Below are 16,683 nucleotides of genomic sequence, written 5' to 3' on the forward strand. Positions count from 1 at the left end.
GTTTAAGAGTCTGATATGAACCCTTACCAAGCCCCTTTAAAAGACATGCAGTTTTTATTAGAAAATGTTTTTGATGCCACAAATACTTGGCAAAGCATGCCTAATATTGCTGAGATGGTCGATATGGACACAGCAGTCGCTATTTTAGATGAAGCGAGCAAAATAAGCCGTGACCTAATTCAACCTATTAACCGAAATGGCGATGAACAAGAAGTTAAACACATCGATGGTAAGGTGATTACTCCTGATGGTTTTAAAGAAACCTATCAACAGTTTTCTGAGGGCGGTTGGGTAGGCCTTTGTGGTGAGCCTGACTTTGGCGGTATGGGTATGCCTAAGATGTTAGGTGTATTAGTTGATGAGATGAACTACAGTGCCTGTAACTCTTTTACTCTTTATAGTTCGCTTACTGCTGGTGCTGCCTTGTGTATCAATGCACATGCAACAGATGAATTAAAAGAAAAGTACCTTCCTAATTTATACTCAGGCGTTTGGTCTGGCGCGATGGATATGACAGAGCCACAAGCCGGCTCTGATTTACGCAATATTCGCACTAAAGCTGAACCATTAGATGATGGTAGCTACTCAATATCTGGTAGCAAAATTTTCATTACTGGTGGTGACCACGACCTAACTGAAAACGTTATTCACTTAGTGCTAGCAAAACTGCCAAACTCAAGTGGTATCTCTTTATTCTTAGTCCCTAAAATCAGTGTTAACGATGATGGTTCACTCGGTGAAGCAAATGGCGTTACTGTTGGGTCAATTGAACACAAAATGGGGCTAAAGGCCTCTGCAACTTGTGTAATGAATTACGACAATGCAAAAGGCTTTTTAGTCGGTCGCGTTGATCGTGGTTTAGTTTGTATGTTCACAATGATGAACTACGAACGTTTAGCTATTGGTATTCAAGGTCTTGGTAGCGCGCAAGGTGCTTATCAAATGGCAGCTGATTACGCCAAAGAGCGTGTACAAGGTGTTGCAGCTGGAGGTTCGCCTACAGGTGCTACTGCCGATCCTATTATCGTCCATGGTGATGTACGTCGTATGTTATTAACGATTAAATCAATCACTGATGCAGGCCGTGCTTTATCTGTATTTACTGGTAAGCAATTAGATTTAGCGAAACACGGCGAAGGCGATGTAAAAGCTAAAGCGTCTAAATACGTTGGTTTACTTACTCCAGTATCAAAAGCTTTCTTAACCGATCGTGGTTTAGACTCAACCATTATGGCGCAGCAAGTATTTGGTGGTCATGGTTATATCCGTGAAACAGGTATTGAACAATTTGTACGTGATACACGAATCGCACAAATTTATGAAGGGACTAACGGTATTCAGGCTATCGACTTCCTAGGCCGTAAAGTTACGGGTGACAATGTCGCTACGCTAACCAGCTTTGTCGCTGAAATTAATGAAGAGTTAGCGAGTCTTGAGCATGTTTCAGATGCTGACAAACAAGCCATCAATGCTCGATTTGATAAACTGCTGACCATTGCAAATCATATCAATGAGAACAAGTTATCTCAGCCTGCTTTAATTAACTCAAGCGCAGTCGATTTCTTAGATGCCTTTGGTTATACCCTTTACGGATTTTATTCATTACTCATGGCTGAGCGCGCTCATGGACATGAAGATCAAGAGTTTGCTAAACAAAAACAATTTGTAGCAAAATTCTATATGGATAAAGTCTTACCCAAAGCTGATTTCCACATGGCTCAAGTCAGTCAGGGTGACGATTCAATCATGGCAATGCCTGCAGACTTGTTTTAACAGGTTTTTATTAACAGGCTTTTATTAATAGACTTTTATTAACAGACTAGCTATTTAAAGCAGACGTCTTTTGCTAAAGCCTGATTTATATAAACATTCAGTTTATCGAGTAATAAAAAAAGCACTTTGTTTACGCAAAGTGCTTTTTCTTTTAATTGAAACCAATTCACAATTAAAGGGAAAACTTACAGGCAACACGTACAGGAAACACGTACATAGAGGCAACTGATTTTAGTTAAGGTAAGTCGTTTATCGTTTGTAAAAGCAAGGCACTAAAAGGTGCAAGTCTGGCTTTTTTAGCTTTGGGGCTTAAACCATTTTCAATAATCACAAATGCATACTGTTTACCATTGTCTGCATTTAGGTAACCCGCTAAATTTTCAACCCCCATCATAGTGCCAGTTTTAGCCGCCACTTCATTTTTTAATGGTGGTTGATTAAAGTATTTTTTATAGCGAAGTGTGCCAGATTGACCAGAAATAGGCAGTAAATTCTCAATGTATTGTAGGTGTTGGTCATTTTTAATTAACTGGAGTAGTGACATCATTTGGCGAGCTGTAATTAAGTTATAGCGAGATAAGCCTGAGCCATCGACAATATTGGCTTCGATAAAAGGAAGCCCCAATTCGCGCATGATATGTTCAATCGCTTTTGCACCTACAAGGAAGCCATCATTTTGATTCGCTTTTTGCCATTGTGAATGCTGTTGTTCGGCATTTTTCAGTTGTGGGTCATTTGATTCCGTGAGCTTAAGTGCCGATGTCTGATGGGTATTCTGATAGAAATAATTAGCGCCTATTTGCTTCAATAAACTATCAGCGATCAAATTATCAGATTTTTGTAGCATAATTTTGAGTAATTCAGGCAGCAACGCTGATTGATGAGATGCAATAATAGTTTGCTGCTTATTAATCTTTGATGTGGTTTCTATGTGCTGGTAAACAATATTGTTTGCAGACAATAAGTCTGCAATCACAGCTTGGCTATATAAACTAGGATCATTGACTGCAATGGCTAATCTAATTGATTTATTTCCTGGGTAGCAGCCATCTAATTGATAATGATTGTTGTCAAAACGCTGCATATGTAATTCACAAAAATGTATTTGCGCTTCTTTTACATCAATACTCGGGTCAAATGTTGCTGTTGATGTCATAGTAATAGGGTAAATAGGTTTTATAGATACGGTAGAAGAATCATCAGCGGGGGATAGTGATGCTTTAACGCAATTTCTATCAATGATGTAATTCGATACTGGCGCTGCGTAACAAATGCCCAAGTCGTCCCATGCCCAGCCTGGAGCGCGAGTCTGTTTAGATTCTGCTGCGACTAAATAAACTTTGCCAGAAACTCTATTAACCCCGTTAAGCTTTAATGTTTCTATTAATTCATTCAGGTGTTTACGATTTAGTGTGGGATCGCCTTGAAAATGGAAATATAGATCGCCATTTAACACTTCATTTTGTATTTCACCATCGTAAGTTACTTGGGTTCGGTAACGAAAGTCGCGGCCTAATTGGTGACTTGCTGCAACAGCAGTAATGAGTTTTTGAATACTGGCAGGCAGCATCAAGGTATTATCATTTAAGTTATAAACATCTTGCTGTGTTTCAACATCCCATACACTTACTGCTAATTGTGATTGGGGCGGGCTGATGATATTCATCATCTTGGTCAAGTAGTCTTCAGCAGAGACGCTGAAGCTAGCCGTAAGTACAACAAGCGGTAAACATAGGGCGCGATACACAAAAGACATAATAAAATACACTGAATATGGATATTATTAAAATACGCCATTTATCTCTGGTTTACATCAAACATCTTTGATTTTGGCTGATAAAGCCTATTTTTTACTGTAAAGAACTGGTCGTTATCGTGAGTAAATCGTTAGAGTTTGATCCCAAATATATTAATTGTTTCTCATAAACTAACCAAACGGGTGTTTAAGTTAAGAAAAACCTTGCTCGAAAGCAGTTAAGTCGGTAATTTCTATTTCCAAATCTTTTGTTAAACAGTTATTGCGACAATTCAGAAGCGCCGATTAATAGATTTAGATTAGTTTTTCAAAATAGTATGAAGCATCAGTTCAACATTTCTGAATAAGACTTCTATGCTAAATCTACTAATAGAACAAGCGGGATTGTCGAACTCAATGAGTTACATTGAGAATCATTTAAGGAGGTTGCCTTGCTGGACAAGCTAGGTGGTATCGCATTACAAGCTGAATCATTAAAGTGGTTATTAGATCCTATTCAGTTCCGAGCTGAGTTACTGACACGTATCGAAAACGCGAAGAGCTCGATCTATATTGCTGCATTATATTTAGAAGATGATGAAGCAGGGCGCGAAGTATTAAATGCGTTATTAGCCGCTAAGGCTGCCAACCCTGAATTAAATATTGTCGTACTGGTAGATTATCACCGTGCTCGTCGTGGACTTATTGGCCACAAAGGCGATAGTGGTAATTACATAATGTACCGCAAAGCTATGGCTGAAGCGAAAGTTCCGTTTGATATTCTTGGAGTACCTGTAAAGTCGCGTGAATTTATGGGCGTACTGCACCTTAAAGGGTTTATTATTGATGATGCGGTTATCTTTAGTGGTGCCAGTATTAACAATATTTACTTTCAGCAGTTTGAAAAATATCGTTTTGATCGTTATCACTTAATTGAATCAGCAGAGCTTGCTAGAAGTATGACAGCTTATATTCACAAATATTTGGTCAGTGATCCTGCGGTATGCTCTTTAACTCAAGACTGTAATCCTGAACAATGCCCTGAAAAGAATGACATACGTACCTTTAAAACACGTCTAGGTCGTTCTAAATATGAGTTTGAAAGCACCCGTATCGGCAACCGTGTAACACCACTTGTAGGGCTTGGACGCAAAAATAACAAGCTAAATGAAGTTGTTGTTAAGTTGGTTGATGAGTCAAAAGAGTCGTTATTTATTTGTACGCCGTACTTTAATCCGCCAAATGCATTAGTTCGTGCATTAACTCGACATCTGCGTAACGGTAAAAGTATCGATATTGTTGTAGGTGATAAAACCGCTAACGACTTTTATATTCCACCTGAAAAAGAGTTCTCTACCATTGGGGCGCTGCCTTACATGTATGAGCAGTCTTTACGTAAGTTTGTAAAGCGCCAGCAGTGGGCAGTTGAAAATGGCCAGCTACGCATTCACCTTTGGAAAAATGGAATCAATAGCTATCATTTAAAGGGAATTAGTGCAGATGGTAGAAAACACCTCATCACAGGCTCTAATCTTAATCCACGTGCATGGGCATTAGATCTTGAAAATGGTTTATTACTCCATGATGAAAGCGGGGCTTGGAAGGAAAAATTTGAAGCTGAGCAAGAACTCATTCTGACTCATACAGAAAAGCTTTTTCATTACAGTCAAATTGAGACACTACAGAAGTATCCAGTTCCTGTGAAAAAAATTATGACAAGAATAAAGCGCTTAAAAGCCGATTTCTTGCTTCGTAGAATTTTATAATACATTTCTGATTAATTAAAATTCATTGTATAGATGAATTTATTCGAAAGCTAACGAGTCGATTTTGAACTATTATTCCAATAATTAGTTTGATTAACCGATGAGTTAGCTTTGTTATTTTCCACGTTTAATAATGTTATTTATGGTTTTGTGTTAGCAGTAGCATCATTATAAATTACATTAGCTAGAGAGTTTGTCATGTTGGCTTTACCTTCAGAGCAGCAACACGCTGTACACCGCCTTTACCAATATAGAAAATCTATATCGACTAAGCCTTTTGCTGCCAGAGGAATGAAACTTATTCGTTGTCCTTGGTGCTTGCTAGGTGAACAATTCTGTACGTGTCAGCACAGACAGTATCTCGATACTTCAGCTCATTTTATGCTGATTATGTACGATGACGAAGTACTTAAACCGACAAATAGCGGTCGATTGATTGCTGATACCGTGCCTGAAACCAGTGCTTTTTTATGGTCACGTAAAGAGCCCAACAAGCAAATGGTGGAAATGATAAATGATCCTAAATATCAACCATTGTTAATTTTTCCTGCACAGTACGCACAAGAAGGTCAGCAAGTGGTTGAACATATCAATCAACTAGCTCTATCGTCTACATTAGATAATGAGTGCAATAATGAACAAAGTCAGACGCAACCTAGCAAAATACCATTATTAATTTTATTGGATGGTAGTTGGCGCCAAGCCATTAAAATGTTCCGTAAAAGCGTCTACTTGCATGAATTGCCTTTATTGTCTTTCACTCCAGAAACACTAGCCACTTATGAATTAAGAAAGGGCAGTCATGACTTTCAACTTTCAACAGCTGAAGTGGCGGCATTAGCTTTTAACGCAATTAATGAACCTAAAAATGGTGAAGCATTATCTGCATGGTTTGAGTTATTTGTTGAATCATCTTTATTAGGGCGAAACCGACGCTTAAAAGAAGATATTGTGCCCATTGAAAACTATATTGATAAGTTCAAACAGGCTATGATAAATGCTAAACAAGGTTAACTCCTTAATAGTTAACGCTTCATTTTGGAAAGTTTGTAAATCAGTTCAATTGTTTACGCATAGGATGCGCGCTTAGTATGTTTGATAATAAATTAATTGTGTTATATCGGCTTGAACCAGGTTGTTTAGGACCTGACGGTATAGAACACATCGAAACTTTCTGTAATCTTGCGCAGCAAACACTAGCAGCGTTCGATACAGATACTTGCCAATGGTTTCTCGAACCTAGATATAACAAGCAATTAGATGAAATGGCTTATTGTCTCGCTAATAAAATGCTGACCCGTGTGCAAGCTGCTAAATATTTAAGCCGCTTTGGTCATGATTTAGAACAGGTTCAAGAAGGTTTCGAAGACAAACTGACCCACTTAATTAATCAATATATTGCTCGTAAGTCGTAAGGGTTTCGGCTGCTTTCAATTTTATAAGGCGTCTAAATGCTTGATTCAATAACACAAGCTCCTCAATATACCGCTTCATTGCCTGCATTACTAAAACAGCAATTTGGATTTGATCAGTTTCGTGAAGGTCAACAAGCCGTTATTGAACATATCATTTCTGGCCATTCCTCATTAGCCATATTCCCTACAGGCTCGGGTAAATCTTTGTGTTACCAATTCAGCGCCTTACAGCTGCCAAATGTAACCTTAGTGGTGTCTCCGCTATTAGCCTTGATGAAAGATCAAATTGCATTTTTACATAGTAAAGGGATTAATGCTGCCAGTATCGATTCAAGTTTAACCTATGAGCAAAGTCAGCAAGTGATGCGTGATGTGCGTAGTGGTCAAACTAAAATATTAATGGTGTCGGTTGAGCGGTTTAAAAACGAACGTTTTAGGCAGTTCTTAAGCTCCATCAGTATTTCGTTATTAGTCGTTGATGAAGCCCACTGTATTTCAGAATGGGGCCATAACTTCAGGCCCGATTATTTAAAAATTCCTGTGTATTGTCAGGAGTTTGCTATACCTCAAGTATTACTGTTAACGGCAACAGCAACCGCGAAAGTAAAATATGATATGGCAGCGCGGTTTAATATTTCGCCAGATCAAGTTGTTCAAACAGGGTTTTATCGACCGAACCTTGATATCAATGTTTTACCGGTTTTAGAGTCTGAAAAGAATGCCACTTTGGTTAGTCATGTCAGTCAAAATACAGGGGCGGGTATTATCTATGTGACATTACAAAAAACCGCTGAAGATGTGGCGCATTATTTATCAGGCCAAGGTATACAAGCAACCGCTTACCATGCAGGGCTTGAGTCTGAAAACCGTAACGTGATTCAAAATCAATTTATGGCAGGTGAAATTAACGTCATTGTTGCCACTATTGCCTTTGGTATGGGGATTGATAAAAGTAATATTCGATTCGTTATTCATTACGACTTACCCAAATCCATTGAAAACTATAGTCAAGAAATTGGTCGTGCAGGACGTGATAATGCCTTGTCCCACTGTATAACTTTAGCAAATAAGGATGGCTTAAATACCATAGAAAACTTTGTTTATGGTGATACACCGGAGCCGAGTGCCATTAGCAAATTGATCCAACACATTACTCATGAAGTTGATAATGGCCGCTGGGAAATGCAAGAGTCGGCTATATCCACAAGCTGCAATATAAAATTATTACCGTTAAAAACCTTACTGGTTCAGCTTGAACTCGCTCAGGTTGTGAAACCTAGCTTTGCTTATTTTGCTGAGTTTAAATATCAGTTCATTGTTGATAAGCAACAAGTGTTAGCGAACTTTGATGAGCAGCGGCAGTTGTTTTTGAGTCAAATTTTTGAACACACACAATTTAAGAAAATTTGGGGGCAACTCGATTTTGATAGCCTTTATCAGCAGTATGGGGCAGAAAGGCAACGTGTTGTCGCTGCGCTCGAATATTTAGCTGATAAACAAATGATCTTATTAGAAACTAAAAAGATCACTCAAGTGTTTGATGTTAATCCTGCTGCACTTGTGCAAGAGGGTTTAGTAGAGAGTTTATCTGAATACTTTCATAGCAATGAAGTTAAAGAGATTTCTCGCTTAAATCAGTTACTGTCATTTTTCGAATCTCAGACTTGTATTACTGCTAGGTTAGCTGATTATTTTGATGATCATGCAGCCCCTCAGCAGTGTGGACATTGCAGTGTCTGTCGCGGATATCCAGCAACGTTACCTCAAAAAGCTATAGCTCCTATGAAAGAGAAGGCTGGCATCAATGACATGTTGAATAGCTTTTTAGCTCACATGGAGTCCAAAGGGCACCAATCAGTGTCTGTTTCGATACAAGCTAAATTTTTAGCAGGGATATCGGTTCCTATGTTTGCTCGTATTAAGGTTAAACAATTGCCTGGTTTTGGTTATTGTAGTGAGTATCGATACCAAGATATTACTCACTTTATCAGCGTCGGGGCTAACTAATATGAAGAATAAAGCGGTTGCAGGTTTATTGAGTAAGCATGAAAAGCTTAATCATTTAGAAGGCGTTAAAGTTGTTTCTCACATTCAGCGTGAAAAAGAAGAGTGGGTGTTACATACGCTAATGATTGACGGTTATGATGTGCCGTTTAAATTTAAGCGACCTAAAAAATATAAGTCGCTCAAAGATCAATTAGTCAGCCTGATTTATTACAGTGATGAGGAAACGGTTGCAGGCTTTGCAATTGAAGTGATGCAAGTCGTGCGTGTCAAACGTTACTAAAGCTCGTGCTCATCAATAAGCTCATCAATAAGCGTATAAAGAACCAACATCATTTTTTGCGGTATATGGGGAATAGTTCTGCTAATTCCTTATTGACCGGTGTAGTTAAAGTCACTTTTCACTTGCCAAACACGGTATCTAAGTTCTGCGCCTTCAGGTAAATAAAATACCTTAGGTAAACGACTATCGTAATCAATCGTAATACTTTCTCCTAGCGTCACAAATTTCGCCGTTTTTGGATCGCGGCACATCATCATAGTGCTTGGTCCATCAGTCAGCGTATCTAGCGTGTAGTAACTATATCCCCAGCCTTGTAGACTTTGCTTTTCTACAGAACCCATCAATCTGTGTTGATTACAATCGACCATTTTATTTTGGCCAATCTGAATTTCTACTTTGTAGTTCGCTTCATCATCACGTTTAGATAGAGAAAGAATATGTTGAACTTGATTGTCTAGTGGTTTAGGAAACATCTTCGCTTCGTCAATCACTTGATAATTTTGCTCTGAAAACTGATGACTTGTGATCATACTTGGGCGCTCAAATTGATTGGGTACAGGGCTCGTTGCCATTGAAGAAAAAGACATGCAGGCGATTAACCCAATTGCTGACATTTTGAATAGATTTTGTAATGTACTGTTTAGATTTTTTTTCATATGGGTTCTCACTTCTAAAATGCTAGTGTAATACTTAAGCGTGATTGGGTTGTTATTGATATAAACGATGGCCAATTGAAAAAGGGTTTTATTTTTTCAAAAATAAATATTTCATCGGTAAGAAATTTTTATGGGGTTTACAAAATATCCTTTATTTTCAATGTTTTTTAGATTAACTTTATAAACGCCATTGCTTTAAATAATATTTTTAATACACTGAGAAAGTATACTTTTGTGTTTGATGAGCTTAAAGCCTTAGTTAAGTTAGCCTATGTTTTATTGTAACTTATCAGCTAAGTAGCCGATCATAAACACATTCATGATGACATAGGATGTTCTATTGAATACTAATCTGGAAAGCTCTGCCCATATTCTTCGTATGGCAGTCCCTCAAATGTCAGCGTTAAACATTCCTGTTACGCCTGAAAACTATGCCATTTGGTATCAGTATTATTCTGAGACTAATCTAGGTTTAAAACGAGCCATCGATGGATTATTGGCTAATGAAGTAGAATTTACTGCTTCCGTTAACCAAGGTTTGTATAACAATTTCATTCAAGAGCAATCACCTGAGGTGATTGAAAACGTTCAAATAGAGACTCAGATTTTAATCAATAGTTTAGTGAATAAAATTAATCAGTTCTCTACTGGCACTGATGACTTTTCTACTAATTTATCTATTTTCAATGAAGAGCTGCAATCTGAAGCTAATCCACAATCGCTTAATAAGATGGTGATTAATATCAGTGCTGAAGTTGAAAAGGTCATTGCCAATAACCAGTCAATGCAAGAGGATATCCAAACTTTAGGCGATGAACTCACTCAGCTTAAAGAGGAAATGGATAATCTCAGTAAAGTGGCGATGACTGATGAGCTGACTTCGTTAAACAATCGTCGTGCCTATGAAATTTTTTCAACAGAACAAGTCAGTTTGTTTACTCAAAACCAAATTCCTTGCTGTTTGCTCATGGTCGATATTGATCATTTTAAAGCCTTCAATGATACACACGGGCATTTAGTGGGAGATAAAGTATTAGCTTTTGTCGGCTTTGCTTTAAAGCAGTCGGTTAAAGGCAATGATTTCGTAGCCCGCTATGGTGGTGAAGAGTTTGTTATTTTACTGCCTAATACTGAGTTTAAAGATGCGTTTACAGTTGCTGAAAATATCAGAGAACGTATTGCTGGTCGTCAATTGACCATAGGTAAAGAAAAGAAGCAGCAGTTAGGTAATATCACTGTCTCTATAGGACTTGCACACATTCAACCAGGTGATGATTCTGAAACCTTATTAAAACGTGCTGACGACATGTTATATCAAGCCAAATCTACGGGTCGTAATTGCGTTAAAGGTTAACGCACAGATATTAGATAAAAACTATTGCCAAGCATTCTTGGATTAACAGTTGGTTGTTTAAGTTAAATTAAATAAAGTTAAAAGGCTAAGTTATTTAAAACTTAGCCTTTTATTGTTTAAATCTACCAATCTACATAAGTCATTATGCTTATATCAAGATGACTTACCTGCTTTAGGTAAATCCATGTGCATTTTGATCAAATGCTCTTCCATATCGAATGACACTGCGAAACCTAAGTTTTTAGCTAGATTTGCCATGCTGCGGTTTTCAAACATGGTGAAGCCTGCCAGTACTGGAGTATCGGTGGTTTTATAATAATTAACTAACTTTTCTAGTAGCAACTTACCTAAACCAATACCTTGATAATCACCTCGAACCGCCATCGCAAACTCAGCTTCAGTGTTGTCAGGATCTGTGGATGCTCTTACCGCTCCTAGGGTAATAGACTCGCCATTTTCATCAATGGTTGTTGCAATAAATGCCATCTCTCGAGCAAAATCAATTTGGGTTAATACCGCCATTTCTTCATGTGTCATACGAGAGCGAACACCAAAATAACGTTTATATCTATCTTCATCACTTAAGGAGTTATCAAAGGCTAAATGTTTTGGTTCATCTTCTGGCAAAATAGGCCTTAACATGATTTCTATGCCATTTTTTAATACTGCTGTTTGCTCGAGCTCTTTGGGGTACGGCATGATGGCTAAGCGAGTTTTGGGATCAATGTCCGCTTGATTAAGTTTCATATTCACATCAAGCAGAGTAATGCTTTCACCAGCGGCGAGTACCGGGTTTAAATCTAATGAAGCTATTTCAGGGCAATCTATAATTAGATGAGATATTTGGGTTAGCATGATACATAGCGCATTCATGTCTAAGCCTAATGGCAAATGTCTGTCTCTGAGTTTATTGGCTTTTAAGGCTTGAATAACCATGTATCTGGCAAGTGTCATGTTAAGTGGCGGCAAGGCTACGGCGGCATCACGGGTTGGATCCCATTCAGAGCCACCTTCACCTAAACAAATTGCTGGGCCAAATACAGGGTCGTTAATGACTGAAACACGTACTTCTTGCGCTCCCGCTGTGAGCGCCATCTTTTGAACTATCATCCCATCAATCTTGGCGTCGGGGTTAATTTCTCTCACACGAGTAGTAATAGAGTGCGCAGCTTGCTTAACTTCATCATCATTGGTGAGGTTTAACATAACGCCGTGTGCGTCTGACTTATACATTAAATCAGGCGATTGGACTTTCAACGCGACAGGGTAACCGACCTTATTGGCAAGTCTAATCGCTTCATCAGCTGTTTTAGCAAAGCAAGTTTGGATTGTATTAAGGCCATAGGCTTTTAAAATATCACGGGTTTCATGTGTTTCTAAAATAAAGCGTTGTTCATTCTGCGCTTTTTGAAGTAACGCCCTGGCACTGTTTACATCTGCTGGAATATTATCAGGAATAGATTGCGGCACCTCTTGAAGTAACCTTTGGTTACGGCGGTACTCAACCATATGCATAAAGGCTTTAACGGCGCCTTCAGGTGTACGATAAGTCGGTATGACCGCTTTATTGAATAATTTTCTTGCTGGATAAGCCGAGTTTTCACCGCTCCAGTTAGTGAGAATATTCAGTCTATTTCTATTGGGATGAGCTTTCATGGCATCAATCAAGCTTTGGGCAATCTCATCGCTTTCTTCTAAAGCTGATGGCGAGTGCAGCACAAGGATGGCATCCATCTCCTGACTATCCATCAAAATGTTTAGTGCTTTAGTGTATCTGGCGCTGTTAGCATCACCGACAATATCGATGGGGTTTTGCCCTGACCAAGTACTGGGTAATACCTGATTGAGTTTATTGACGGTATCTTCTGATAATTGGGCGAGCTTTCCGCCTTTTATAATTAACTCATCAGCAGCGAGTACTGCTGGGCCTCCGCCATTACTAATGATTGCAACTCGTTCACCTTTAAGAGGGGTTGAGTGGGCTAAACTTTCAACGGCGGCAAATAGCTCGATTAAGTCATTGACTCTAAGCATACCCGCACGTTTAAATGCGGCTTCATACACGGCATCATTACCGCCTTTACCACCAGTATGAAGCATTGCCGCTTTCACGCCTTCTTGGCTTCGACCAGATTTAATGACAAAGATGGGTTTATTACGGGCTGCAGCTCTTGCTGCAGACAGAAAATGACGTTTCTCGTTAATGGAGTCTATGTACAACATAATTGCGCTAGTGCTGCTATCGCGGCCAAGGTAATCCAGTAATTCATCAAAATCGATATCCGATGCATCGCCAAGCGATATAAATGATGAAAAACCAATATCTTTATTATTTGCCCAGTCTAGGACTGTGGTACAAATGGCAGCAGATTGCGATACGAATGCAATTTTGCCTTTTTGGGCACTGCTATGGGCTAAACTGGCATTTAACCCGATTGGCGGAATAATCATGCCTAAACTGTTCGAGCCTAAAATACGCATACCAAAACGTTTTGCGTGTTGCTGGGTTAAACTTAATAAACTAACGCCATGTTCATCAAATTCATTGGCCATCCCTGATGCCATGATGATAACCACTTTACAACCAAATTGAGCTAAGGTTTCGACTATGCCTGGTACTCGGCTCGCGCGCGTACAGATTATGGCTAAGTCAGGTTTAATTGGCAGAGATTCGATATTAGGGTAAGCGAGTACTCCCATGACAGAGTCATATTTTGGTGTCACTGGCATGATGGGGCCAGAAAAGCCGCTACCTAATAAGTTCTTCATTAATACACGGCCTGCGCGCTTTTGTGTATTAGATGCGCCAATAACGGCAATAGACTTTGGCTTAAATAAAGCGTGAATACTTCTCTGACTCATAATGCCTCACTGTCGAGTGGACTAACTATTAGCGATAGATTGCAACATAACTTTCTGACATAACTCGGATAACCAGGTGATTTTGGCTTCATGACGACGCGCTGCACTGCATATAACGGCTAAATCAACGGCAATATCCTTATGACTATCATCTGATTCTAGCTTAAATTGAAATGAGTAATTGTCGTTAAACAACTGCTGTTGAACCGTATAATTATCGATAATGATTGTTGGGTTTAGTTTTTCATCGACGGCACGAAAAAACTCAACATACTCATTAAGGTCGTCAACGATAAGTTTGACAAACTCACCTCCTTTATTACCGCCCAACGAGCCATAACCTGAAGCCACTTTCTTTTGATATAACTGCTGCGGCCTTTCTCTGAGTGTTTGAATGCCAATGTCGATAGAACCATCAATTAAGCCATCGTTACTGCTTTTACGCCACTGCCTTAATTCAATCACGGCATCGGTTTGTGCTCTAATGGAATTAATTAATGCTTTGCCCATCATCACCATTAACGGCTCACCTATATGAACGGTTATATATTGCAGGTTTTTCGGGTCAAAATATTCTGGCTCAAGTGCTAGGTTAATTTGCTCAATTGAGCTTTGAATTTTTGGCGCTATTTTATCTGCATAGCTAGTAGGATGAAGGCCGTTTGCGGTGCGAATGAATAATGGATCGCCTAATTCATCACGTAATTGTGCCAATACTTTTGAAACAAACGATTGTGAACGACCAAGTTGCTTCGCAGCTCTTTGGGTAGAGCCTGCTCTATATAGAGTTGTAAACACATTTAATGCATTCAGATCCATAATATACCGATAATTTTGAACACGTTAACTTTATATTACACCATCTATTCCACAAACACATTAACGACCAAAGTAAATAAGCCACTTGGAATAACGGTTATTCCGTTTTTACATTTAGCTATTGTTAATATTCCATTTGTTGAAATTATATCTAACGAGGAATACATGACAGAACAGCTAGAAACTGCACCAGTAGCAACAAATAAACCCAATGTGAAGTTGGTTATTTTAAAGAAGAGTCTCACTGTTATTGCTGCATTTTCAGCTGTAGTTTTGATGAGCTATTTATTTTCATTACTGACAAAAATTCATGGTAAAGCATTACCAGAAAGCTATTTCATCAATGGCTATCCAAGCATCTTAGGCTTGCTTGATTCTGAGTTATTTATGGGCTTTGTGTTCGTCGTTACCATTTCGATCATTTGCTACATATTGCTTTTATTTTGGCGTTTACATGAAGTTGCCGTCCATAAAGCTGAAGCCATGTCGAGTGCTCACACTCAAATAGTATTTGCCTTGTCATTGTGTGGGTTATTTATCGATAAAGCCTGGTGGGTACTAGCAATCATCATTGCTTTCGGTCGTTGGGATGTGCTGGCTAACAGACTTTCTAGCATTATTAGTAACGGTTTAAAAGGAGATAAGTAAATGAAAGAGATTATGCTCCCATATGTACTCATTGTATGGTTACTAGTAAAACTTGGCGTTATTCAATGGAATCTGGCTAATGCAGTTCGTTCAGTTGGGTTAGGAATTTTCATCGCATTTATGCTTTTTACTGCGCACCGTTTTTGGTCTCCTGCTGATTTAACCGATAGCTCCACCATAAAAGCACCTCATGCAGTGTTAAGTCCACTATTTGGTCAAGAAATAGAAGAGATATACGTTACTCATAACCAAGAAGTTAAAAAGGGTGATTTGATTTATAAATTAGTGTCGATAGACAGTGAACAGGAAATAGATTCTCTTATAGCCCAAAAAGCGGCTGAACTTGCTAAAAAGGAAGCGTTAAAGTTGCGTATGCAGGCTTTAGAAGTCTCGCTAAATAATGATAAACGTAATTTTGTACGTGTCACCGATTTACGTGACTACGCCAGTGAAATGACACGTGATGACTTACTAGCAAAAATTCAATCAACGGAAGCTGAAATCGCCTCGGTGGTTGCAGAGTTAGAAACTCATCGTGCTCAGCTACGTTCGTTCGATGCTCAAATTGCTTCAGCAACTTGGAATGATCAACGCCGTGAAATTAGAGCTCAATTTGATGGACAACTTTCAATCACGAACGTCGCTGTTGGTAGTCGTATAGGTAACATGCATTTATATGATACTTCCAAGAAGTTCTTAGAGATGCGTATTGCCGATCAAACCTATCGTTATATTAAGCCTGGTCAATTTGCTGAGTTTTATGTTGATGCTTTCCCTGGAGAAATTTTCCGAGGACGGGTACACAGTGTGACCTCTGGTACCGGTGAATCTTTGATAAGCCCATTAGCAGGAACTCAACAAGTTAGGCAACATGTGGGTAATAATGCGGGTAGCCATGGCCGTACGGTAATTATTGAGTTTAAAGAACCTGAAGGTTACTCAATTCCTATTGGTGCGACTGGGTCTGGATGGATATCTGCGGAAAAACCGGCTAAGTTTTTAGGTTTTATGGATATCATTGGTGCAGCCACGATCAGATTAAAAGCGCTCAAGGCTTATTTGAATGCTCTATAATCATTAAGCGTTTACGACTCATTTCTACTATTCATTAAAAGGAGCTTCGGCTCCTTTTTTATTATCTATTTCTGATTTCGTTTTTGTTTCAACTTATGTACCTCAAGCTTTCAGTTATTTGCTGTCTAAGTTATCGAGTTTGACCTTGTATACTGATGAATACAAATGAGACAAAAAGATTAACGGATGGTATCAACTGGTAAGCGTGTTAAAAACGATTGATCGCGCTTTCACTTATGTACGAGTGATATTTTTGAGCAGGTTTAGTTCGTTTAGCAACATTTAATTCTGATT

At 38.8% G+C, this 16,683-nt stretch carries 13 protein-coding genes; 9 read left to right on the forward strand and 4 right to left on the reverse strand.

Features of this window, described 5'->3' with window-relative positions:
- Positions 1-15: 15 nt before the first annotated feature.
- Entirely contained in the window at positions 16-1,773 is a 1,758-nt protein-coding gene (locus tag L2735_RS16510; protein WP_248985747.1) for an acyl-CoA dehydrogenase C-terminal domain-containing protein, read from the forward strand.
- Positions 1,774-2,008: 235 nt separating this feature from the next.
- Here the strand turns inward: L2735_RS16510 and dacB are convergent, their stop codons facing one another.
- Positions 2,009-3,529: a D-alanyl-D-alanine carboxypeptidase/D-alanyl-D-alanine endopeptidase gene (gene dacB / locus L2735_RS16515; protein WP_248985748.1), complete on the reverse strand. Its 1,521-nt coding sequence runs from the start codon at positions 3,527-3,529 to the stop codon at positions 2,009-2,011.
- Between the two features lie 431 nt (positions 3,530-3,960).
- On the opposite strand from dacB, the gene pssA reads away from it, so the two are divergent.
- From pssA to L2735_RS16540, 5 genes are all read left to right on the forward strand, one after another.
- Positions 3,961-5,274, forward strand: a complete 1,314-nt coding sequence (gene pssA / locus L2735_RS16520; protein WP_248985749.1) for a CDP-diacylglycerol--serine O-phosphatidyltransferase — start codon at positions 3,961-3,963, stop codon at positions 5,272-5,274.
- 198 nt (positions 5,275-5,472) lie between these two features.
- Positions 5,473-6,288 (forward strand): tRNA-uridine aminocarboxypropyltransferase, encoded by an 816-nt coding sequence (locus L2735_RS16525; protein ID WP_248985750.1) that lies wholly within the window; start codon positions 5,473-5,475, stop codon positions 6,286-6,288.
- 77 nt (positions 6,289-6,365) lie between these two features.
- On the forward strand, positions 6,366-6,689 hold the full coding sequence (locus tag L2735_RS16530; RefSeq protein WP_248985751.1) for a hypothetical protein: 324 nt from the start codon (positions 6,366-6,368) through the stop codon (positions 6,687-6,689).
- Between the two features lie 36 nt (positions 6,690-6,725).
- Positions 6,726-8,696, forward strand: coding sequence for a RecQ family ATP-dependent DNA helicase (locus L2735_RS16535; protein ID WP_248985752.1), 1,971 nt, complete (start codon positions 6,726-6,728; stop codon positions 8,694-8,696).
- Between the two features lies 1 nt (position 8,697).
- Positions 8,698-8,976 carry a hypothetical protein gene (locus tag L2735_RS16540; protein WP_248985753.1) on the forward strand — a complete coding sequence of 93 codons (279 nt, stop codon included), beginning with the start codon at positions 8,698-8,700 and terminating at the stop codon, positions 8,974-8,976.
- A gap of 89 nt (positions 8,977-9,065) precedes the next feature.
- On the opposite strand, the gene eco is transcribed toward L2735_RS16540, so the two are convergent.
- Entirely contained in the window at positions 9,066-9,632 is a 567-nt protein-coding gene (gene eco, locus L2735_RS16545; protein WP_248985754.1) for a serine protease inhibitor ecotin, read from the reverse strand.
- Positions 9,633-10,011: 379 nt separating this feature from the next.
- Here eco and L2735_RS16550 point away from each other — a divergent pair, with 379 nt between their 5' ends.
- Complete coding sequence (locus L2735_RS16550; protein WP_248985774.1) at positions 10,012-10,986, forward strand: diguanylate cyclase; 975 nt, start codon at positions 10,012-10,014, stop codon at positions 10,984-10,986.
- 153 nt (positions 10,987-11,139) lie between these two features.
- Here L2735_RS16550 and L2735_RS16555 read toward each other — a convergent pair whose 3' ends face one another.
- Both L2735_RS16555 and L2735_RS16560 read right to left on the reverse strand, forming a co-directional pair.
- Entirely contained in the window at positions 11,140-13,848 is a 2,709-nt protein-coding gene (locus L2735_RS16555; RefSeq protein WP_248985755.1) for an acetate--CoA ligase family protein, read from the reverse strand.
- A 21-nt stretch (positions 13,849-13,869) separates the two neighbouring features.
- The gene (locus L2735_RS16560; protein WP_248985756.1) at positions 13,870-14,667 is read right to left on the reverse strand and encodes a LysR family transcriptional regulator; all 798 of its coding nucleotides are present in this window, start codon (positions 14,665-14,667) and stop codon (positions 13,870-13,872) included.
- 165 nt (positions 14,668-14,832) lie between these two features.
- Between L2735_RS16560 and L2735_RS16565 the strand changes: the two genes are divergently transcribed.
- Both L2735_RS16565 and L2735_RS16570 read left to right on the forward strand, forming a co-directional pair.
- Positions 14,833-15,315 carry a magnesium transporter gene (locus L2735_RS16565; protein ID WP_248985757.1) on the forward strand — a complete coding sequence of 161 codons (483 nt, stop codon included), beginning with the start codon at positions 14,833-14,835 and terminating at the stop codon, positions 15,313-15,315.
- Positions 15,316-16,389 carry an HlyD family secretion protein gene (locus L2735_RS16570; protein ID WP_248985758.1) on the forward strand — a complete coding sequence of 358 codons (1,074 nt, stop codon included), beginning with the start codon at positions 15,316-15,318 and terminating at the stop codon, positions 16,387-16,389. It begins immediately after the preceding gene.
- Positions 16,390-16,683 lie beyond the last annotated feature (294 nt).

Origin of the sequence: Shewanella olleyana, from assembly GCF_023283825.1 — a bacterium.
GTDB lineage: Bacteria > Pseudomonadota > Gammaproteobacteria > Enterobacterales > Shewanellaceae > Shewanella > Shewanella olleyana.